Annotated in this window: 12 protein-coding genes; 5 read left to right on the forward strand and 7 right to left on the reverse strand. The window is 44.9% G+C overall.

The window, feature by feature from the left end:
- Nucleotides 1–273: 273 nt before the first annotated feature.
- Nucleotides 274–1,452: a 2-methylaconitate cis-trans isomerase PrpF gene (prpF, locus tag AV939_RS15765; protein WP_061997886.1), complete on the forward strand. Its 1,179-nt coding sequence runs from the start codon at nucleotides 274–276 to the stop codon at nucleotides 1,450–1,452.
- 150 nt (nucleotides 1,453–1,602) lie between these two features.
- Nucleotides 1,603–2,838 carry a response regulator gene (locus AV939_RS15770; RefSeq protein ID WP_061997887.1) on the forward strand — a complete coding sequence of 412 codons (1,236 nt, stop codon included), beginning with the start codon at nucleotides 1,603–1,605 and terminating at the stop codon, nucleotides 2,836–2,838.
- Between the two features lie 24 nt (nucleotides 2,839–2,862).
- Here the strand turns inward: AV939_RS15770 and AV939_RS15775 are convergent, their stop codons facing one another.
- From AV939_RS15775 to AV939_RS15790, 4 genes are all read right to left on the reverse strand, one after another.
- The gene (locus AV939_RS15775) at nucleotides 2,863–4,041 is read right to left on the reverse strand and encodes an ROK family transcriptional regulator (protein ID WP_057789783.1); all 1,179 of its coding nucleotides are present in this window, start codon (nucleotides 4,039–4,041) and stop codon (nucleotides 2,863–2,865) included.
- A gap of 74 nt (nucleotides 4,042–4,115) precedes the next feature.
- Nucleotides 4,116–5,345, reverse strand: coding sequence for a glycerate kinase type-2 family protein (locus AV939_RS15780; RefSeq protein ID WP_061997888.1), 1,230 nt, complete (start codon nucleotides 5,343–5,345; stop codon nucleotides 4,116–4,118).
- 11 nt (nucleotides 5,346–5,356) lie between these two features.
- Complete coding sequence (locus tag AV939_RS15785) at nucleotides 5,357–6,931, reverse strand: sodium:solute symporter (protein ID WP_057789778.1); 1,575 nt, start codon at nucleotides 6,929–6,931, stop codon at nucleotides 5,357–5,359.
- Nucleotides 6,932–7,014: 83 nt separating this feature from the next.
- The gene (locus AV939_RS15790; protein ID WP_057789776.1) at nucleotides 7,015–9,468 is read right to left on the reverse strand and encodes a TonB-dependent receptor; all 2,454 of its coding nucleotides are present in this window, start codon (nucleotides 9,466–9,468) and stop codon (nucleotides 7,015–7,017) included.
- A gap of 189 nt (nucleotides 9,469–9,657) precedes the next feature.
- On the opposite strand from AV939_RS15790, the gene AV939_RS15795 reads away from it, so the two are divergent.
- Nucleotides 9,658–10,953, forward strand: a complete 1,296-nt coding sequence (locus AV939_RS15795; RefSeq protein ID WP_057789774.1) for an MGH1-like glycoside hydrolase domain-containing protein — start codon at nucleotides 9,658–9,660, stop codon at nucleotides 10,951–10,953.
- Nucleotides 10,954–10,968: 15 nt separating this feature from the next.
- Nucleotides 10,969–12,207 carry an AGE family epimerase/isomerase gene (locus AV939_RS15800; RefSeq protein ID WP_231701230.1) on the forward strand — a complete coding sequence of 413 codons (1,239 nt, stop codon included), beginning with the start codon at nucleotides 10,969–10,971 and terminating at the stop codon, nucleotides 12,205–12,207.
- 97 nt (nucleotides 12,208–12,304) lie between these two features.
- Here the strand turns inward: AV939_RS15800 and AV939_RS15805 are convergent, their stop codons facing one another.
- The 3 genes from AV939_RS15805 to arcB all read right to left on the reverse strand — a co-directional run bounded on the left by AV939_RS15805 (nucleotide 12,305) and on the right by arcB (nucleotide 16,998).
- Complete coding sequence (locus AV939_RS15805) at nucleotides 12,305–13,981, reverse strand: PH domain-containing protein (RefSeq protein WP_057789771.1); 1,677 nt, start codon at nucleotides 13,979–13,981, stop codon at nucleotides 12,305–12,307.
- Nucleotides 13,981–14,559, reverse strand: a complete 579-nt coding sequence (locus AV939_RS15810; RefSeq protein ID WP_061997889.1) for a PH domain-containing protein — start codon at nucleotides 14,557–14,559, stop codon at nucleotides 13,981–13,983. The genes AV939_RS15805 and AV939_RS15810 overlap by 1 nt, the downstream gene beginning before the upstream one ends.
- 81 nt (nucleotides 14,560–14,640) lie before the next feature.
- Nucleotides 14,641–16,998, reverse strand: a complete 2,358-nt coding sequence (gene arcB / locus AV939_RS15815; RefSeq protein ID WP_057789766.1) for an aerobic respiration two-component sensor histidine kinase ArcB — start codon at nucleotides 16,996–16,998, stop codon at nucleotides 14,641–14,643.
- Between the two features lie 650 nt (nucleotides 16,999–17,648).
- On the opposite strand from arcB, the gene gltB reads away from it, so the two are divergent.
- Nucleotides 17,649–22,115 carry a glutamate synthase large subunit gene (gltB, locus tag AV939_RS15820; protein ID WP_057789764.1) on the forward strand — a complete coding sequence of 1,489 codons (4,467 nt, stop codon included), beginning with the start codon at nucleotides 17,649–17,651 and terminating at the stop codon, nucleotides 22,113–22,115.
- Nucleotides 22,116–22,128: the final 13 nt, after the last annotated feature.

Below are 22,128 nucleotides of genomic sequence, written 5' to 3' on the forward strand. Positions count from 1 at the left end.
GCTCCCAATTCGCATCCATGCGAATTGAGGGCCCTGAACCGACATCACCTTTCCCCTACCATTCTCCAACAACGTTAATTAGAAGATGAATTTAGGTGGTGGATTTAGAGGTTGTTCAGGATTTGAATGTTTACCTCCTCTAACTACAGTATGGATTGGTGTGTTTTGAGCGGGGCTTAATCGTTATCACTCTTAGTAAGCAACCATCGCAACCAGCCAATGCCACCAATCATCGTAAAAAACCATTGCCATCACTCAAAAAAGGAATAACCAATGAAGCATGCTCCTCAAATTCGTGTACCGGCTACTTATATGCGTGGTGGCACAAGTAAAGGTGTGTTCTTTAACGTATCTGATTTACCCGAAGCAGCTCAACAGCCTGGCCCTGCGCGAGATGCGCTATTATTGCGTGTAATTGGCAGCCCAGATCCTTACGGCAAGCAAACTGATGGCATGGGTGGCGCTACATCTAGCACCAGCAAAACCGTACTTATTAGTAAGAGCGAACACGACGGCTACGATGTTGACTACTTATTTGGTCAAGTCTCTATCGATAAGCCTTTTGTAGATTGGAGCGGTAACTGCGGTAACTTAACTGCCGCCGTGGGCGCATTTGCAATCAATAATGGACTGGTTGATGCCAGTAAAATTCCAGACAACGGCGTTGCCGTAGTAGATATTTGGCAAGCTAATATCAGCAAAGCCATTATTGCCAAGGTGCCTATTACTAATGGTGAAGTGCAAGAAACTGGCGACTTTGAGTTAGACGGAGTGACGTTTCCAGCCGCTGAAGTTGAAGTGGCTTTTGTCGATCCTGCCGATGGCGAGGGGGCGATATTTCCTACCGGCCGTTTAGTCGATACTCTTGAAGTGCCTGATGTAGGCTCTTTCAGCGCCACTATGATTAACGCGGGTATTCCTACTATCTTCATCAACGCGGAAGACATTGGCTACACGGGTACAGAACTGCAAGATGACATTAATAATGATGATGCCGCCCTTGCCAAATTTGAAGCTATTCGGGCTTATGGCGCAGTTAAAATGGGGCTAATCAACGACATTGGCGAAGCGGTCACACGCCAACACACCCCCAAAGTAGCTATGGTTGCGCCACCTAAAGGCTATAAGGCCTCTAGTGGTAAAGACATTTTGGGAAATGACATTGATGTACTCGTGCGCGCTATGTCTATGGGTAAACTGCACCACGCCATGATGGGCACGGCCGCTGTAGCCATTGCTGCAGCCGCAGCTATTCCCGGCACATTAGTGAACCTTGCTGCTGGCGGCACAGAACGTGAAGCGATAGTTTTCGGGCACCCATCTGGCACTTTGCGTGTAGGTGCAAAAGCTAGCTTCGAAAACGATAAATGGAACATTGAACAAGCGGTCATGAGCAGAAGCGCCCGTATTTTAATGGAAGGTTGGGTTCGCGTACCCCCAGAGCAGAATTAGTTGGCAGTACAAAATTTAACCCACTGAGGTGTAACAGCTTTTTTCGCTTATCGCGAAGGTAGACTTCAGTATAATATTGCGCTCCTAGGGGCGCATTGTTCCTACATTTTCGTTATTCTTGGCGTCTAGTTTCTAAGAGCCGATGTCGTCATGAATAAAGTATTGGTGGTAGAAGACAGCCTAACCGTCCGCAAAATTTTAAGTAAACTGTTGGAAGACAATCCTTACCTTACGCCAGTCCTTTGCAAAGATTTTGCCGAGGCTACTCGGGAACTTGAGAAAGGAAGCGATTTTCTTGCCTCCATCGTAGATTTGAATTTACCAGATGCCCCCAACGGTGAGAGCGTAGAACTCAGCTTATCGTACTCAATACCCACCTTGGTGTTAACGGGTAACTTTGATGAGTTTACGCGTTCGCAGCTTCTCGATTTAGGTGTACTTGATTATATAACCAAAGAATCACGTTATTCCTACAATCAGGTGATTAAGCTCATTGACCGCTTAAGAAAAAATCTCACCACCAAAGTACTCGTGGTCGAAGACTCTGTTACCAGTCGAAACTATATTTGTGGTCTGCTAAAAAAGTTTCATTTCCAAATACATGAGGCAAGTGATGGTAGAGAGGCACTTAACGTGCTTTCTGAGCATCAAGATATCCGCATGGTAATTTCTGATCACCGTATGCCGAATATGGATGGATACGAACTGATCAAAGCCATAAGACACGAGCGTCGCATGCAAGACTTAATCTTTATTGGACTTTCCGGTACCAATGATGGCGTACTTTCCTCCAAATTTATTAAAAGTGGCGCAAATGACTTTCTTTCTAAACCTTTCTATCACGAAGAGTTTTTTTGCCGAGTGATGCAAAATTTAGAAGCACAGGAAATGATTCAAACCATCAGGCAGTCTGCCAATATCGACCCCCTTACTCAAGTTTACAACCGCCGCTACCTTATTGAGCAAGGTGGGGCAATACTAGCCCAAAACACACTCTTCTCTGGGGTAACGGTATGCATGATTGATATCGATAATTTTAAAGAAGTAAACGACAACCAGGGCCATAAAGCCGGAGATATGTTACTTCAAGAGTTTGCCACTCTATTAAAAGAACATTTTAGTGAAGACTTAGTGGTTCGCTATGGGGGTGAAGAGTTTACAGTGATATCTACCCGAGCGTTGAAGGAACACCTAGGGAACGTTTCGCAATTTATTAATCTTGTACGAAGCACACACTTTACGCAGCACCAATTAAACATAACGTGCAGCATTGGTATTTGCGCAGAAAAACACACTAACCTTGAGACGCAAATTGATATAGCCGACAAACGGCTTTATCAAGCTAAGCGTACTGGTAAAGATAGAATTGTTGCCAGTGACAGTTAACGCTACATCCTTCTGATGCGGTGACTAAAGAAACCACTCTCTTAAAGGTAGCGTCGCCGCGCCTACTGCAACAGGACTCCTAGTGACTTTCGCGCACACAATTTCAGGTAAGGGGCGCTTTGCGCCTCGTCTAAACTGCGCATAAACATCGATTCGGGGAATTACCTTTTCTGCCAGCTGGGTAGGGATATGCCCACCAATTATAATGGCTTGACTGTCGAGTAGCGCTGAACTTGCGGTGGCGACTAAATCAAAAGAATCCTGAACCTTGTAAATCCATTCATCTACCCCAGGCCAGTTAGGATCGAAGATTTCATTTAACTTATAAATTGAAGGCACGTCGACGCCATGCTTTGACAAGATTCGCTGTAGCAATTGCAAGTTAGGATGGCTGTAAAGCTTGGCTGGAAGCATGTCTCCGAGCTCGCCGGCGTTGCCATGCGTACCACGAATCATTTCGCCGTTGTTCACCAGCCCACCGCCAAACGCACTTGAAACAAACAAGTACACAAAATTCTTGTACTGTCTTCCTACTCCTGCAATACCCTCACCGGCTGCCGCGCCAGTACCATCGTTAACCACCCAAGTAGGCAGTTGAAAGGCTTCTGCAACAGTTTCTGCAATGTTAATATCCGCCCACTCTTCAATGGCATGGTGGGTATTCATTTTTCCATCGGTGGAACTGAAAAAGCCAGAGATCCCCACTCCAATACCTAAAATTCGGTCAGTAGGAATAGCGTGGGTATCAATCAATTCATTCGCCATTGCTACCGCTTTTCGCAATACCGATTCAATACCCATATCACCAAGCTCAAGAATTAAGGTATCGACAACCTCGCCAGTAAAATCCAGCACAGCTACCGAAATGGCATCAAGTAGTACCGATAAACCAAACGAATAGGCGAACTTTGGGTTTGGCGCTATGCCTGATGCACTTTTTCCTTTCGAAGATTTGGTTGCAGTGCTGCTTTCTCCTTTTTCTTCGTTAACTCGAAGTACGCCTTGCTCAATCAGTCCTTTCACAAGTCGTGACACGGTTTGCTGAGGAATTTGAGTCTGCTCTGCTATTTTACTTTGCGTGGTGTTCATGTTCCAAAACACTTCACGTACAATAGCGCGAGGGTTATCCGGTAATAATTTATCACCTTTGCTAACAGTAAAAGCCGATCGTAAAAGCTGATTATTTTTAATAGACGCAAGCATAATTAGCACTTCATTAACGTAGGAGGGCAAGGTATAAAACCGAATTATACCCTTGCCATCACACAGTTGCAGTTTTAAAAAACACAAATAACGCGAAAGTCGTTTACGTTGGTGCGAGTGGGCCCAATAATAATATGATCTTTTAAGCCATCAAAAAACGCAAAACTATTGTGCTGTTTGATAAGTTTTTTTAAGTCTAGCCCTTTTTCTGATGCGCGAGAAAGCGTACTTTCATCAATATAGCCTCCCGCTACATCTTTGCTGCCATCAACCCCATCGGTGTCAGCGGCAAGCGCACATATACCTGCTTGCTCTTGTAAGGCTTCGGCCAATACCATCAAATACTCTTGGTTTGGCCCGCCCTCGCCTTCTGTATCACCCAAGGTTACTGTAAGTTCGCCACCAGAAAACAATAAGCAGGTTTTACCTTTTCTTTTATAGTCTAACGCTATCTCAGCATGACGTTTTGCCACCTCGGCAGCTTCGCCAGTTTCAGCGTAGCTAATAACGTGCGTATTCCAGCCCTCGGTTTGTGCACTTTTAACCGCAACATCTATTGCCGTATTCGCGTTGGCAACAATGTGATAATCACCACTTATTTTGGGCAACGGTGGGGCGTGCTTCAAATGTTCGGCAATACCACTGTCTTCATCCCAGCCATATTGTTCTAATATAGCAAGTGCTTCGTCAGGGGTTGAGTTATCTTGTACCGTTAAACCAGACGCAATAAAGGCGGGGTTATCACCCACAACATCCGATATCACCAAAGACGTGTTTTTACCTTTACTGGCTGCGGCTAACCGCCCTCCTTTAATTAATGAAACATGCTTTCGTACCGTGTTCATTTCTTCAATACTGGCACCACTTCGTAGTAAGAACTTATGTAGTATCAGTTTTTCTTCAAGAGTAACGCCCTTAGCCGGTGCACAGGCCAGCGCAGAGCCACCACCAGAGATAAGAAAAATAACCTGCTCGTTTTTCGGTACACGGCTAGCGATGTCCATTAAGGTATTAGCCGCTATAACACTGTTTTCATCGGGTACCGGATGAGAAGCACTCATAACCTTTATGTTCCCGGTTGAGCCCGTGGCTTCGTACCCATAACGGGTAACCACCGCACCGTAAGCATTGTTGCCAAAATAACGATAGGCCTCTTGAGCCATATCGGCGGCGGCTTTACCCGCGCCTAATATGCATACCCGCTCGTAAGGAGACAAAGCGGTAAAATAAGGACCAAGACACGCTTTAGGTTTACTTACATCTACCCCTGAAAGATAAAGCGAGGTTAAGAAATCTTTATTCATAGCACATCCTGTTAGCTAAAAAGTGATGGTAAAATCATGCAGGTTATCACCATGAAAGCGAAAAATGCGCTTAGTAAAATGATGTCTTTCCACGTTAAAATTGAATGGAAAGTTAATTTTTGCAGTGCTACCCCTTTTGGGTGATGTGTAGGCCACACAATGCTAGTAACCCACGCTACCGAACATGTCACCACAAACCCAATCACGTTCCACCAGAACCAGAACACATCGGGTACAAATAACCACACTATGATATTAGTGCCTACGCCAGCGATAAGTCCTAGGTTCACATGCCGTCCTTTAAGCGTTTGGCTTAATACTGCCAACAAGAACAGCGCTAAAATAGGGCCATAGAAAACCGATCCCACTTTATTGATAGCTTCAATAATAGTAGGCGCAATATTACCTGCGAACAGTGAAAGCACTAAGGTAATAGCGCCCCATACCAGCCCTGTAAACTTAGCCAAACGCAGGTAGTTAGAATGCTCTAAGTCTTTATTGGTAATGCGACAATAGTCTTCAACGGTAACCGCAGACAATGAATTAATGGCCGAACTAAGTGAAGACATAGCCGCTGACAATATGGCTACAATCAGCAAGCCGATAAGCCCGTGTGGCAAATAGTTAAGAATAAACGTGGGCATTAACCAATCAGGGTTATTGGCTGGAATTTTTTCAAAGAAATCTAAGTTTGTTAACGCTAGCGTACCGACAATAAGCCCTGAAAAGCAGTACAGCAAGGTGATCGGAAAACGTACTATGCCGTTTGCCACAATCATTTTTCTTAGGTCGTTTTCATTCCTAGCCGATAAAGCGCGCTGCGCCTGTGTTTGGTCACAGCCATAATAAGATGCATATAAAACAAGGCCACCAAATAGCATAGGTAGAAAGCCAAACCCATCACCATTGAAGCCGAATGACGTAAAGTTAATCGCCACTAAACGTTCTTTTGGCACCTCGGCGATAAGCACATCTAGCCCACCTAGTGCATTAAGGCCAATGGCGATACAAGCAATGGTGCCAAGCACTATAATAACCATTTGAATGGCATCAGCGTACACCACCGCTTTCATGCCGCCTTGAAGCGAGTAAAGCACGGTAATGATACCGGTCAATATTACCGCTTGCCAGGCTTCAATACCCATAGTGCCCTGTAGAATGATAGACACCGCATAAATCATTATTCCCGTGGCAAACGCACGGCTAAATTGAAACACAACGCTAATTAACACCCGCGTTGCGCGGCCAAAGCGTTGCTCAAGGTAATCATAAATACTAACCACGCCCGATTTATACAGTGTGGGCAAAACAGTACCTAGTAGCAATATCATCGCAATAGGAATTGCTAGCTCGTAGGAAAGCCAAATCATGCCCCCACCTTCACGCAACCCTACGAATGCAGGTGCAGAGATAAAGCTAATAGCAGAAAGTTGAGTCGCCATGACTGAAAGAGTAAGGGGTTTCCAGCCTAATGAACGGCCGCCAAGAAAATAATCACCCTTGCTTTCTTGTTGTCGCATGGAAAAACCCATTACAAGCAAAGCACCCAAGTAGCCAACCACGACAATATAATCTAGTAAATTCATATGCGGTTCTTATTATGCGTTAGTAATAAAAAATGCTGATAGCGCCATACGGAACTATCAGCAATGGGGAGCGTCAACGTCGACTAAAAATCGTAACGTACACGCAGCGATACGCGGCGTGGTAAAATGGGACGACCTACAAAATAAGACTCGCCCGCCGTTTGGCTATTGCCAAGACGTGGAGATCCTTCTGTAACACCATCTGAATCAAACAAGTTCCAAACCGCGATACTGGTTCGAATGCGTTCGCCTTGTCCAAGCTCCCAGGTGTAACCTGTATCTAAACGGAACACATGGAAATCATCTAGCTCAACGGAGTTCGCATCATTGGTGAAGTTTTTTCCGTGGTAGTTGTGATAAAAAGAGATGTCCCAGTCATCTAGTGTGTAGCGCAGTGAAGAGTTGAACATGACTTTCGGCTTTCTGCGTAACTCGTTACCTACCACACTTGGATCAGATTCATACTCAGTGAACTCATGGTCGGTGTAGGTGAAGTTGGCATCGAAAATAAGGTCGTCAGTAATATTGTAGCTACCCACTACCTCAACCCCGTAAGCCTCGGTAGATTGGAAAACGGGCACTTCTACAGCAACGCCATTTTCATCATTTACAAAGTCGACTGAGCGGCGATCTTCAAGGTCGGTTTTAAACAGCGCTACCGTACCCACGAAATCGTTGAAGAAGAATTTGGCTCCAAGTTCCGCTTGCTTAACAATTTCACTTTCGTAAGTGCCTGGCTCACCGTTCGGATCGAACGCAACACCACGCAATTCTGGGAAGAAGAACCCTCGAGAATAGTTGGCGTACACATTGAAGTTGTCTGCCATTTTATACAATGCAGCAACTGAGTAAGCGATTTCAGAGTTAGACACGTTGCCATGTGTCAGGGCACCATTACCTGTGACGTTTTGCTGTAAATCGGTATAAAGAGAAGGGTCATCGTTTACAATTACTGTTTGGCTTCCTTCGCGTGTTATGGTGCCGTCAATATCTTCCCAGCGAATACCTACGTCAATAATCCAATCGTCGCTTTGCATTTGATCGGCAATATAGAATGCGGTTCTGCGAGCAGAAATAGTGGCATCAGAGAAGCTTATGCCTGGGCCTGTTACCCCGTTTTGACTAACAATAATGTCGTTGTTGTCGCTATCGGTGATGGTTAAATCAACCAATCTTGCTTGGTTGTTAAATTCACCTAAGTAACGGGTAATAACATTGTTGTCTTCTGCTTCTGAACTTGAAAAGAAGGTACCCACAGTAATGCTGTGAGAAAAGTCGCCTACATCTAGGTATTTCACAAGGTTAAGTTCAGATGAAAAGTCAGTAACCGGTCTGTCTCGGTCCAAAATACGGTTAGCAAATAACAAATCACCTTCAGGTAACGCAATATCGGTACCGGCATAGGTAAACTGCGCATCTTGAACATCGCCTAATCCACGGCTTGCTAAATACTCACTTTGCGTTTCGGGTACGTTGATAATACCGTCACCATCAAGGAATAGGTTAAATTGATGGTCGTAGCTGGCATACTTAGCACGAGCAAGCACGTTAAAGTCGTTGCCCAGCTCTTTTTGAAACTCCATAGAAATTGAGCCACCCTGAGTGGCCACACCTTCTTCAATGGGGGTTGTATATCTGCCGTTCGCGGTATCGTAGGATAAGCCAGAAGCATAAAAGGTTTGTGTCGATTCTACTTCGCTACCATCATTACCGGCTACGCGGTCTCGGCTTTGAGAATCCAGCGGTATAGGTAAAAAGAACTGCACTTCATCATCAATCGCTTGGCCGTAAATAGTGAAATAACCACTGCCATCATCAAATTCTTTGTGTAAGTTACCGCGAAGCTGATAACCCTCTGTAGGTAAACCAGTATCAATGGGGCCCTCATCGTAACGATAAAAACCTGATAGCGCGTAAAATAGCCCTTTTTCGTTAAGCGGGCCGCTAGTCGCAAAATCTATTCTTTTACGATTATTGTCTGATAGCTCAAGTTGCACTGTGCTTTCTGATTCTTCAGTGCCCTTTTTAGACAGGTAGTTAATGACACCAGCTACAGAACCTTGCCCAAACAAGTTAGATACACCGCCTCGCACAAACTCAACGCGTTCAATACCTAGGTCATTTCGATAGTAAACATCGTAAGCGGATGAGTTTAAGCCAAACGCACTCAATGTTGGCGACCCGTCATATAACAAAGGCGTAAATTGGAACTGACCTGAAGAAGGTAAACCGCGAACTTGTAAGTTAGTTGCTACTTCACCTCCACCACCTTCAACTTTAACGCCTGGAACATAACGCAGCACATCTGCTTGGCTACTCATCGAAAGCTTTGCCACTTCAGCCTCACCCAGTGAGGTTGTCGATTGCGGCGTTTCGGCAATTAGCCGCGCTCGGCTTGTCCCTGTTACGACAATCTGTTCGTAGTCGGCTTTATTCTTATCAACACTTTCTTCTTTGGTTTGCTGATTTGTATCTTGAGCTAATGCATTTCCTGCTAGTAGCGAAGAAATGGTAGTGGCTAGAAGTAGTTTGTTCACGGTGTATCTCCAATATGTTTTGGCATTTGGTGTTGCTAACGGCTTCCCACTTTGCCGTACATCACCTATTTATAATTAACTTCGCATTTACAATAAAACACATTTTTCTTACTTTCAACCCAAAATGGGTTTATTTTTTTGCCTATTGTGCAATAATCATCTTAATTAGAACTCAATATGGGTATTTAGATGACTACTATCGCCACACAAACTGACGACCAGTTAATTGCTGATGCAAAAGCTACGCTAATTAAGAACGACTTAGGTGGGTACACAGTGCCTACTCACGGCCTCTACCCTTTTCAGTGGAATTGGGACTCTGCCATTGTGGCGCTAGGCTGGCTTCCATTTGATGAACCTCGTGCATGGGAAGAAACCACTTCACTGTTAAGTGCTCAATGGAAAAACGGCATGGTGCCTCACGTTGTATTCCACCAACATTCTGATACCTATTTCCCTGGCCCTGATATTTGGGGTGTTAAAAATAACCCCGACAGTACATCGATTACTCAACCGCCGGTGCTGGCCACGGTTATTCGCCAATTATTCGAACAAACTAAAGATAGAGCGCTAGTCGACTCTCAAATATCGCAGATTGTTCAACAACTTATTGACTATCACTTATGGTGGTATAAGCAGCGCGATCCTGAATATACGGGACTAGTGGTAAGCTATCACCCATGGGAATCAGGCATGGATAACAGCCCAGCGTGGGATGATGCATTACGCGCTGTACCTAAAGTGGGTTGGGAATACACCCGCCGTGATATTAATCACATCGATGCATCTGAGCGTCCGCACAAAGAAGAGTACGACCGTTTTCTATACCTTGTAGATTTCTTCCGCAAAATGAATTTTGATGACACGCTGATTTATCAAGACTGCCCTTATCGTGTTAATGATGTGAGTATCATCTCGATTTTGCATCGCGGGACAAAGGATCTCCTTGCCCTATGCGAAACGCTAAATATCGATAACAAACAAACGGCCTATTTAGCCCATCGTATGGATTTAACCGAAGCGGCAATAGGTAAATTGTGGTCTGGCGAAACCAGTATGTTTCATAGCTTTGATACCCGCAGTGGCAAACTGTGCGGTGCAAGAACCAATGCTGGGTTACTGCCGTTTTTTGCAGGGCTGGTAAACGAAAACCTCATGCCAAAACTTATCGACGTACTTGATGACTGGCTTGCCGATCAACCCTTTGCTATATCGTCAACTCATCCTGAAGACCCTTGTTATGAGCCACAACGTTATTGGCGCGGACCTATTTGGTTACACATTAACTGGATGATTACGCTGGGGTTAGAAGACTACGGTTTCTTCAAGCAAGCTAAACAAGTGACCGATGCGAGCAGAAACCTTATTTACACTAGCGGGTTTAATGAGTCGTTCCATGCAGAAACAGGCGCAAGAAGTGGGGGAGCTGACTTTTCATGGACAGCGGCCATGGCACTTTATTGGCTTCTACCCAATCAAGAATAACAAGGTGAGGGAATAATGATGACTTCAGTGACAACGAATAAAACGCCTAGCGATCTCGGGTTTTCATCACCGGATTTTCTTAGCCAACATATAAAAAGTATTTTGGCATTTTACGAACCGAATGTTGATGCCCTATCTGGTGGCTTCCATCAAAATTTTTCTGATGATGGCAGTGTGTTTGACGAAAACACACGCCATCTGGTTAGCTCAACCAGATTTGTTTTCAATTACGCTCGCGCTTATTTAACTTTTGGTGATAGCCGGTATCTATCTAGAGTGGCGTCTGGAATTAAGTTTCTTCGGGAGTATCACTTAAACCCCGAAACCCAAGGCTATGCGTGGGTGTTAAATGTAGAGGGTGTTGAGCACAGCGTTAAAGATGCTACCAATCATTGTTATGGATTAGCCTTCGTAATGCTAGCCTACAGCTGGGCATATCGAGCTGGTATTACTGAGGCGAAATACTATTTAGACGAGACCTTCGCGTTAATGGACACCCACTTTTGGGATAAGGATTACGGGCTCTACAAAGACGAGTTTAACGCTGATTTTAGTATTTGCAGTGACTACCGTGGACAGAATGCAAATATGCATAGCTGCGAAGCGTTAATAGCGGCCTTTGAAGCCACCCAAGACCAGCGCTTTTTAAAACGCGCTTTACTGGTTGCCGAAAATATTACCTTACGCCAAGCAGCAAAAGCTGATAACCGTATATGGGAACATTACACTTCAAACTGGGAGGTTGATTGGGAGTACAACAAAAACGATCCTAAAAACCTATTCCGCCCATGGGGTTTTCAGCCTGGTCATCATACAGAATGGTCTAAACTGTTGTTACAGCTTAATCAGTATAGCCCTCAACCTTGGCTGGTCGAGCGAGCGCAAAGCCTGTTTGATGCTGTGATAGATATAAGTTGGGATAGCATAAATGGCGGTATAGCCTATGGGTTTGCGCCAGATAGCAGCGTTTGCGACAACGAAAAATATTTCTGGGTGCAGGCAGAAAGTTTCGCCTGTGCGGCAAGGTTGGCTATCGTCACTCAAGATGATAAATACTGGGATTGGTACTATCGTATTTGGCAATACGCGTGGACGCATTTTGTCGATCATGAGTATGGGGCGTGGTTCAGAATTCTATCGCCTGAAAATGGCAAGTTAGAAACCACTAAAAGCCCAGTCGGGAAAACCGATTACCATACTATGGGTGCCTGCTACGATATAATGGACGCATTAACCTTTAATGCTCATAAATAGTAGATAGTAGATAGTAGATACCTGATAACAGATAGTGGCAATATTACTTTTTAATACCTTGGATGCAGCGGCGCATCGCTTTTTATCAGCGTTGCCGCTACATCCAAGATTTTCGTTTCGATTCCACTTCAAACAACACGTTATTCGCCAACTCATTCGCATAGTCTTCAGGTAAAAACGGTACTGAAATAGCCCCTGATGCTAATACAAACTGCACCGTTGCCAGCTTTCGCCTTTTCATGAATACACTTTGCTTTACCACCACCTGCTGAACTTTGTAGGGTTCGAAGCATAAGTAATCCACGCCTATGCGGCCTCGCCTTACATAAATGTATTTATCATCACTTGCCACGCCCCAGCGCCACCATCTAAGCGCAATAACACCCAGCAGTAATACGCTAACAAAGGTCACCCCTGCGGTAATATCTAAATGCTCTATATAGATACCAAATCCAGCACCCACCACAAAAGGAATAGAAAGCCCTGCGATAACCCAATGTAAAATATACCGCTTGCTAATAGACTGGTAATCGCTACGGCGAATTTTACTTTCCGGCATAACCTCTTGGCTTAATTCATCCGCTTCGTCTTCGGTAACAGAAGGTACAATAAGCCGGTTTGGCGACATTAGTTCATTGGTACTGTGCCCAATCGATGCATTTTGCTCGAAATACAAGTTCACACGCTTAAGTATTCTATCTAACCAATCTTGCTTTGCCGAGATAACCTGAATGCGAGATGCCCGCATACTCACTTCTTGTTTATTCAATAAACCACTTCTGCGAATGTACCTATCATCTTGGCGTGACAAGGTATAGTCGTAAAAGGTAAACAGAGCGCCGCCAATACTAATCAGTGCCACTACTGCCATGGCCATCATCAACATAACAAAAGCATACAAGCCGAACTGCCACCACGCTATAGTCTGTTCTCCCACAAGTTGATTTAACTGCAAGCCCTTTTCAGCCAACCATTCCGATAGATAGCCAAAGGCATTGTCATAAAAGGGGGCTGCAGCACCTAATAAAATCCATACTCGGTTGTTGGTAATGCCGTGGATCACGATATCGGTGATAGAGCGCCTATTAAGTATGGTTTCGCCATCTTCATTGGTTTCAGAATAGCGCTTGCTTGGGTCGCCCTCAACACAAGCTTGGCTGCTATTATTCGCATGCGCTCTAATATTTACATGACCGCTGTCATTTACATTGGCGCTGGTCTCGCGTTCTTGATGGCCATGCTCTTGGTGCTCGGCCAGCACTTGTTTTCTAAGGGCATGGGCATACACCAATGGAACCGCTACTATTTTCGCCTCTTCTCCTGCACTTCCAGCAGTATCTAGGATCACCAATGCGAAACCGAATGGGCGGTAGTAGAAAGGTAATTCAATTTTTACATTCTGAATACGCCAAAATGGCAGATTGGTATAACTTCGAGAAAATACCCCACTGTGAATTTCAACATGCTGATTGCTAACTCGAAAGCGGTACATGAAGAAGCTAACCACACCGCTTGAAAAGAAAATAATGAGGATAGCTGCAATACTTAACAAGGTGTTGGGGGATTGAATGTTATCGGTAATGTTTGCCGTTACTGCAATGGCGGGTACGGCATAAATAGCACCTTGTGCCATATTTTTAATGCTACGTAGGGTAAAATACGCAATAGCTATGGGTGACAGTCTGCGCCACTCTTCGCCGGTGTCAACCTTAACCGCTTGGGCGCCCTCGCTGCTTTTGGAAGGCTTCACCGTGTCTACTTCGGGGGAAGCCACTATTTTGCACTCACATCTTTATGATCGAGAATAAACTGCCTTAATCGTTCTGCTACTTCTACCTCTATACCTGGAATTTCAAATGTGTGGGTAGCACCACCAGCTGAAAATACCTGTAAAGAAGCTAGCCCGGCTAAACGAGCAATAGGCCCACGCTTTAATTCAACGTGTTGAACACGCAATATAGGCTGGCAAGACAACGACCTAAATACCAAGCCTGATTGCAAGCTTAAGTCTTGTTCTCGTAAGGCATATTTGATGAGCGGATCGGCAAAAAAGTGATAGGTCGTCCATAAACATCCCAGCACACAAATTCCCATCACAATAAACGGGTAAGCAATCACTAAGGGGTCTGGTAACACAAAGAACGACTGATACCGTAGCGCGCTAGCAACCATGATCAATACAAACGCACTGCAAAAAGCCAATGAGATGTTAATAACGCGGTAACGCGGAGAAATAGCTTCTAAGTTTAGTTGGTAAAGTTGCGGTATGTCTGATGCAGACGTGTTTTCATTAGTTGTTATAGCGTTTAGCTGAGCATTACTAAACGTTTCGTTTTCGGTTCCTAATGTCATTATGTCTACCCCTTGTAAACTCGCGAAATCGACTTCTAAATAAAAACGGGGCTTAACCAGCCCCGTTTTTTGTTAAACGATTTAATCGTCTACCCGCTGCTGATTAAGCCACTCCTGCAGTGCTTTCATGTCGTGCTGTACAGCCATTTGCAACTCTTCAACCCAATCGTGGACGTTCTGCCACCAGGTAGGGTGATCCCCTTGTTGAATTTGATTGGCAATACGTTGCACACGTGCAAGCCCTACAGAGCCTGCAGCCCCTTTAATCTTATGCGCTTGAGAGCACACTTCAGATTTTTCATCTGCACTTAGGCTTAACTGCAGAATTTCCATGTATTCAGGCATTTTTTCCTGAAACACTTTAACGCTTGCCCGCACCATATCATCGCCTATTGTATCCACTAACATCTGGAGCAAGTCCATATCTAAAATGTTACTTAATATTTTACTCGGCTCTGGTGGGCGCTCTACCTGCCCTTCAATTTCCAACGGCGCAGGTGGCGCATGGAATAACTCGTTAAACACCTCAATCACGCGAGACTTCTTAATGGGCTTGGCGATAATATCGTCCATGCCGTTCTGCAAATACTCTTCCCGCTTTTTAATCACGTTCGCAGTAAGTGCCACAATAGGCGTTTGCATCACTAAGTCTTCTTCATGCAGCGTACTGGCCACGTCGAAGCCGGTCATATCTGGTAATTGAATGTCTAACAGTATCAGGTCGTATTGGGTAGCTCGGGCTTTATCAATGGCTTCTTGCCCTGTCATGGCCACATCTACCTTTTGTCCCATTTTTTCTAGCAAGGCTTTGGCAACCATCACGTTAAGCTCAATATCTTCTACCAACAGAATATTCAAATCGGTAACTTGAAGCTGCGCCACTTGCATAGGCTTTTTCGATATCTCTACCGGTAGCTCTATTTCAAAGCGCGTACCTTTACCTACCACACTGGTAACTTTGATATTACCCTTCATCAAATCGACCATTTGCTTACAAATAGCCAATCCAATGCCAGTACCCGTAGCAGACTGGTGGTCAGGGTGATCAACCTGATAGTACATGGCGAAGATCTTTTCTATCTCTTCTTCAGGTATGCCTACCCCAGTATCTTCAATCACAAAGGTGACGAACGCTAAGTCATTTTCAGGTTTGGTGGCTTCAATCGATAAGCTTACGTGACCTTTTTGGGTAAACTTCACTGCGTTAAACAGGATATTCCACAAAATCTGGCGCAAGCGCGTACCGTCTACTTCAACCAACCTTGGTAGAGGCTCTTTAATCGTGGTTTTAAGCTCTAACTGTTTATCACCGGCTAACAGTCGAATAATACTGCTTAGCTCTTCGGTAAAATCTCGAAGCGATACGGTCTTCAAGCTCAGTTCAACTTTGTCTCTATCTAGCTTATCAAGGTCGATAATATCGTTGAAGATATTGCCAAGGGTGATAGCACTGGCATAAATAGTACTTACCCAGCTAAATTGCTCTTCGCTTAACTCGGTATCGCGAAGCATTCTACTTAAGCCAACAATACCGTTTAGCGGCGTACGTAGCTCGTGGCTAATCGTGGCGATAAAGCGCGTTTTATCGGTACTGGCTTTCGCTGCTGCATTTTCTGCTTGTTTACGTTCAGTCATGTCTCGACCAAATGATAGCAAGCCTAAACGATTGCCTTCTTTATCGAAGAAAGGTACTCGCTTCATTTCGAAGTAGCGACGGCGGCCATCGGCAAAGCGCAGCCATAACTCTTCGGTGATACTGGCGTTAGTTTCCAGCACTTCGTGGTCGCTGGCGACTATTTGACGGGCTAGGTCTTCTTCATAAACATCAGTTGGCGTTAAACCAAGCAGTTCTTGCTCGGTCTTACCTGTCATGAGCTCTGCTATACGATTGCAGCCAGCAAAACGCCCTTCTTCATTTCGGTAGTAAATAAGATCTGGCGAGGCATCGATAATCGAGCGAAGTAAGGTAGACAAGCGGCGGGCTTGTGCTTCTTGTTCAGATTTATCCTGAATTTCACGCTCTAAGTCTTTAAATAAGGCTTCACGCTCTTCTTGCGCTAATTTACGCTGCTCAATTTCGTGATTTAATTGGCGAATATTAGTTTGCAACTCGCGGTTAAGAAAAACATCTTCTTCTCGCAAGCGCTCTAATTGGCTTACCACTTCTTTAAGATTGGTACGTGAGTTTTCTAACTGCTTTATTAGTTCGCTAAAAAAGTACAGCACCCAAGGTGCCGAAAGCATGGTTAGAATAACCGCGCTGATAAAGTCATCAGGTTGTACCGCACTGCCCATGCTTACACGAATTACGTAAGAGCCGCCAAGCGTAAATACCAGCGAAAATACCACGAACAGAATACTTAACTTAAGCGTACCAAAGCGCTGCACAAATTGTGCAAAGCGAATAGCCCAAGAGTCATTTGGAGAATCTGAATGCATGAACGACTTATTTTTAGGATTATTTTCGACATATCCTATCAGGGTTTATGCATTACGGAAATGCTCACTGAGTTCGCAAATATTGAAGAGTGGCTGCGCGTTTGGGTGAATTGACTTACTACGGTGCATTATTTGTACAATACTGAATGATTCTGGTATCGTGTAAGAAAGGATTTACAACTACATAAAAATACAGCAAACAAGCCCTTGACTAGATATTAAACGCCTCAACATGAATTTTTATTCACTTTTGGCGATTTAAAGACACTTGCTATACTTTCATTGCCTACCAATAAGACGATATATTGGGTTATAACATTTTTGTTACAAAGATGAATTTATAAGTTTAACACCATGAAAATAGTGAATATTTTAAACTATATGCTAAATCTTTGTTATACCCCCTACTTTAGCGTTTGATTTTACATATCAATATAGGTATTTTGTACGCCCCGCAAAGCAATAATGCATAAAAATGCGGAACACGACTGGAATCCTCTAATAATAAATAACGACAAGAAAAGGCGCATAGAGCGGTAATAGTGCCAGCTCGACAAAAGACGTCTGAACAATGTTGTGATACGCAATACCTAGGCGCATCTACACGCAACGCACACCTTGCCCCAGTCAAAGGTTGAAGGAGTTAAGAGATGAGTTTATACAACCCCAACGATTCCCGGGATAACTGTGGATTTGGCTTAATCGCCCATACCCACGGAGAAGCTAGCCATACGCTAGTAGAGACTGCTATTCACGGTTTAGACCGTATGCAGCATCGAGGCGGTATTGCCGCTGACGGGAAAACCGGAGACGGCTGTGGTTTACTACTGCAGAAACCGGATGCGTTCTTCCATACTATCGCCGCAGAAAATGGCTGGAAACTCAGCAAAAAATACGGCGTTGGCATGATCTTTCTAAGCCAGGACCAGGCCCTTGCGCAAACTGCGCGTGAGGTGTTGAATGAAGAACTTGAAAAAGAAACCCTTAGTGTTGTTGGCTGGCGCGAAGTGCCTGTCGATCGCTCTGTTTTGGGTGAACTTGCTCTTACCGGCGTGCCACAAATAGAACAAGTATTTGTGAATGCACCAGCAGGTTGGCGCAAGCGCGATCTTGAACGCCGCCTTTATATGGTGCGTCGACGTGCTGAAAAGCGCCTTGAAAGCGATCCAGATTTTTACGTTGCCTGCCTATCTGGTTTGGTAACGATATATAAAGGCTTGGTAATGCCGAAAGACTTACCAGCTTTCTATTTAGATTTAGCCGACGAGCGTTTAAAAAGTGCTATTTGTGTATTCCACCAGCGCTTTTCAACCAACACGCTTCCACGTTGGCCGTTGGCTCAGCCGTTCCGTTTCTTGGCCCATAATGGTGAAATTAATACCATTAAAGGTAACCGAGATTGGGCAATGGCACGTGCATCTAAATTTGCTACGCCGCTTATTCCTGATTTGAAAGAAGCAGCCCCTTTTGTTAATACCGAAGGTTCTGATTCATCGTCACTTGATAACATGCTTGAGCTATTTTTAGCCGGTGGTATGGATTTATTCCGTGCCATGCGTTTATTAGTGCCGCCTGCATATCAAAACAACAAAACTATGGATAACGACCTACGTGCATTTTATGAGTTTAACTCAATGCACATGGAACCGTGGGATGGCCCTGCCGGTATCGTATTAACGAACGGTCGCCATGTGGCATGTAACCTTGACCGTAATGGTCTTCGCCCTGCCCGCTACGTTATCACTAAAAATGGCTTCATCACGCTTGCCTCGGAAGTAGGTATTTGGGATTACGAAGAAGCTGACGTTATTGAAAAAGGCCGCGTAGGCCCTGGTGAAATGCTAGCCGTTGATACCTACACAGGTAAAATCTGGCGTTCCACTGAAATTGATGAAGAGTTAAAAGCGCGCCACCCTTATAAAGAGTGGCTCGATAAACATATTCGTCATTTAACCCCTATTGAAGAACTTGATGCTTCACTGATTGGCAAGCGCGTTTTTGATGACGACACCATTTCGGTATTCCACAAGCAGTTCAGCTATAGCTATGAAGAAATTCAGCAAGTTATCAAGGTACTTGCGAAAGACGGTCAAGAAGCCGTAGGTTCTATGGGTGATGATACGCCAATGGCGGTCATGTCTTCACGCCAGCGTACCGTTTACGATTATTTCCGTCAGCAGTTTGCACAGGTAACTAACCCGCCTATCGATCCGTTACGTGAAAACCATGTAATGTCGTTAGCCACCTGTATTGGCCGAGAGCAAAACGTATTCAGCGAAACCTCAGGTTATGCAGACCGCGTATTGTTTAACTCGCCAATACTCATGTATACCGATTTAAAACAGCTACGTGAATTTAACCCTGATAACTACTATTCAGAAGTGGTTGAACTTCAGTACCAACCGCAAGAAGGCTTGAAGAAAGCCATCGAGCGTATCTGTAATGAAGTAGAACACTTAGTTAAACAAAAGCGTGCGGCGTTCGTGATTTTATCCGACCGCAACATCAGACAAAACCGCTTACCTATTCCAGCTGCTATGGCCGTTGGTGCAGTACAGCGCCGTCTAGTTGATAAATCACTACGTTGCGACGCTAACGTAGTCATTGAAACAGCCAGTGCCCGTGACCCTCATCACTTCGCCGTACTCATAGGTTTAGGTGCTACCGCGGTTTATCCGTTCTTAGCCTACGAAACCATTGAGCAGCTTTGTGAAAAAGGCGAACTCGACATTTCACCAATGCAAGCCACATTGAATTACCGTAAAGGTATTAACAAAGGCTTGTACAAAATAATGTCGAAAATGGGTATCAGTACCGTGGCGAGTTACCGTAGTTCGAAACTATTTGAAGCTATCGGTATTAACGATGCGGTAATGGATCTGTGTTTCAGAGGTGTTACCTCGCGCCTTCAAGGTGCCGATTTCGACGACTTCCAACAAGATACTGTTAACCTGAACCGTGTTGCTTGGTTAAAACGCAAGCCTGTTGATCATGGTGGTTTGCTCAAGTATGTTCACGGCGGCGAATACCATGCATATAACCCTGATGTAGTCAGCACACTGCAAAAAGCAGTAATGAGTGGCGAATACAGCGATTACCAACAGTATGCAAAACTGGTTAACGAGCGCTCTCCTGCGCACATTCGTGACTTGCTAGCGCTAGACCCACAAAGCGAGCCTGTTGATATTAGCGAAGTAGAAAGCGCGCAGAACTTGTTCCCGCGTTTCGATACCGCCGCTATGTCTATTGGTGCATTAAGCCCAGAGGCGCATGAAGCTTTGGCGATTGCGATGAACCGCTTAGGCGGGCAGTCGAACTCAGGAGAAGGTGGTGAACATCCATCACGCTTTGGAACTGAAAAGAACTCGAAAATAAAGCAGGTTGCTTCTGGTCGCTTTGGGGTAACACCGCATTACCTTGTGAATGCGAATGTTATTCAAATTAAAGTGGCCCAAGGCGCGAAGCCTGGTGAAGGTGGTCAGTTACCTGGCGACAAAGTGAATAAGTACATTGCCCAGCTGCGCTTCTCAGTGCCTGGAGTAACCCTTATTTCGCCTCCACCACATCACGATATTTATTCAATTGAAGATTTAGCCCAGCTTATCTTCGACTTGAAACAGGTGAACCCAACTGCACTGATTTCAGTGAAGTTAGTGTCTGAACCTGGTGTAGGTACTATTGCTACTGGTGTAGCAAAAGCCTATGCAGACCTTATTACAGTGTCAGGCTACGACGGCGGCACAGGCGCTAGCCCACTAACGTCGGTTAAGTATGCTGGAAGCCCGTTCGAATTAGGTTTGTCTGAAACACAACAAGCCCTAATTGAAAACGGCCTTCGCCATAAAGTACGCGTACAAACTGACGGCGGCCTAAAAACAGGCTTAGACGTTGTTAAAGCGGGTATTTTAGGTGCGGAAAGCTTCGGTTTCGGTACGGGTCCTATGGTGGCGTTAGGGTGTAAATACTTACGTATTTGTCACTTGAACAACTGTGCGACCGGTGTAGCAACACAAGATCAAAAGCTTCGTGACGACCACTTCATTGGTTTGCCAGACATGGTAATGAACTACTTTAAGTTTATTGCTCAAGAAGTACGTGAAATTATGGCCGCCCTTGGCGTGACTAAGTTTGACGACCTTGTTGGCCGTACTGAGCTACTTAAAGTGATTGACGGTGTGACTGCGAAGCAAAACCGCCTTGATTTAACGCCGTTGTTGGTAAGACCGAAAGCAGGTGAACATACCCGTTTATTCTGCTCGCAAACCACCAATGAGCCCGTTGATAAAGGTGTGCTTAACGCACAAATGCTCAAAGACGCACAACAAGCAGTTGTTGACGGCGAGTCACTTGAATTGAAATATCCTGTTCGCAATACTGACCGTTCGGTAGGTGCATTGTTGTCAGGTGAAATTGCCAAGCACCATGGTAACCACGACTTTGAAGATACACCGATAAAAGTGAATCTTACCGGTACTGCCGGCCAAAGTTTTGGTGTGTGGAACGCAGGCGGCTTGCACATGCATCTTGAAGGTGACGCCAACGATTACGTAGGTAAAGGAATGACTGGCGGTAAGCTTGTTATTCATCCACCAAGAAACATGACTTATAATGCGCATGAAAGTGCCATTATGGGTAATACCTGCTTATATGGTGCAACTGGCGGTAAATTATTTGCTGCAGGCCGAGCCGGTGAGCGTTTTGGTGTACGTAACTCAGGTGCTATTGCGGTAGTTGAAGGTATTGGTGACAACGGTTGTGAATACATGACCGGTGGTATTGTTGCTGTACTTGGCCCAGTAGGCGTGAACTTCGGTGCCGGTATGACAGGTGGTTTTGCGTACCTTATGGACGACAACGACGACCTCGATAACCGTGTAAACCAAGATCTTATTGAGATTATGCCTGTTGACGGTAAAGCGATTTTAGTAGAGCACTTACGTGGTCTTATTAATCAGCATTACGAAGAAACTGGCAGCGACCATTCGTTAGGCTTGCTAACCGATTTCGCGGCAACGCTGAAACGCTTCAAGCTTATTAAGCCGAAGACCAGTGATGTGAAGAACCTATTAGGCCACATCAGTCGTTCAAGCGCTGAATTGCGCATTCAGGCTCAGTAGGAGGAGAAAAGTT

It is taken from the genome of Alteromonas sp. Mac1 (genome assembly GCF_001562125.1).
GTDB classification, from domain to species: Bacteria; Pseudomonadota; Gammaproteobacteria; order Enterobacterales; family Alteromonadaceae; genus Alteromonas; species Alteromonas stellipolaris.

Excerpts from the sequence above, each read along its gene's own strand:
- AV939_RS15810 (WP_061997889.1), bottom strand. The coding sequence starts at position 14,559 with ATGACATTAGGAACCGAAAACGAAACGTTTAGTAATGCTCAGCTAAAC.
- gltB (WP_057789764.1), top strand. The coding sequence starts at position 17,649 with ATGAGTTTATACAACCCCAACGATTCCCGGGATAACTGTGGATTTGGC.
- AV939_RS15775 (WP_057789783.1), bottom strand. The coding sequence starts at position 4,041 with ATGCTTGCGTCTATTAAAAATAATCAGCTTTTACGATCGGCTTTTACT.
- arcB (WP_057789766.1), bottom strand. The coding sequence starts at position 16,998 with ATGCATTCAGATTCTCCAAATGACTCTTGGGCTATTCGCTTTGCACAA.
- AV939_RS15780 (WP_061997888.1), bottom strand. The coding sequence starts at position 5,345 with ATGAATAAAGATTTCTTAACCTCGCTTTATCTTTCAGGGGTAGATGTA.
- AV939_RS15795 (WP_057789774.1), top strand. The coding sequence starts at position 9,658 with ATGACTACTATCGCCACACAAACTGACGACCAGTTAATTGCTGATGCA.
- AV939_RS15800 (WP_231701230.1), top strand. The coding sequence starts at position 10,969 with ATGATGACTTCAGTGACAACGAATAAAACGCCTAGCGATCTCGGGTTT.
- prpF (WP_061997886.1), top strand. The coding sequence starts at position 274 with ATGAAGCATGCTCCTCAAATTCGTGTACCGGCTACTTATATGCGTGGT.
- AV939_RS15785 (WP_057789778.1), bottom strand. The coding sequence starts at position 6,931 with ATGAATTTACTAGATTATATTGTCGTGGTTGGCTACTTGGGTGCTTTG.
- AV939_RS15770 (WP_061997887.1), top strand. The coding sequence starts at position 1,603 with ATGAATAAAGTATTGGTGGTAGAAGACAGCCTAACCGTCCGCAAAATT.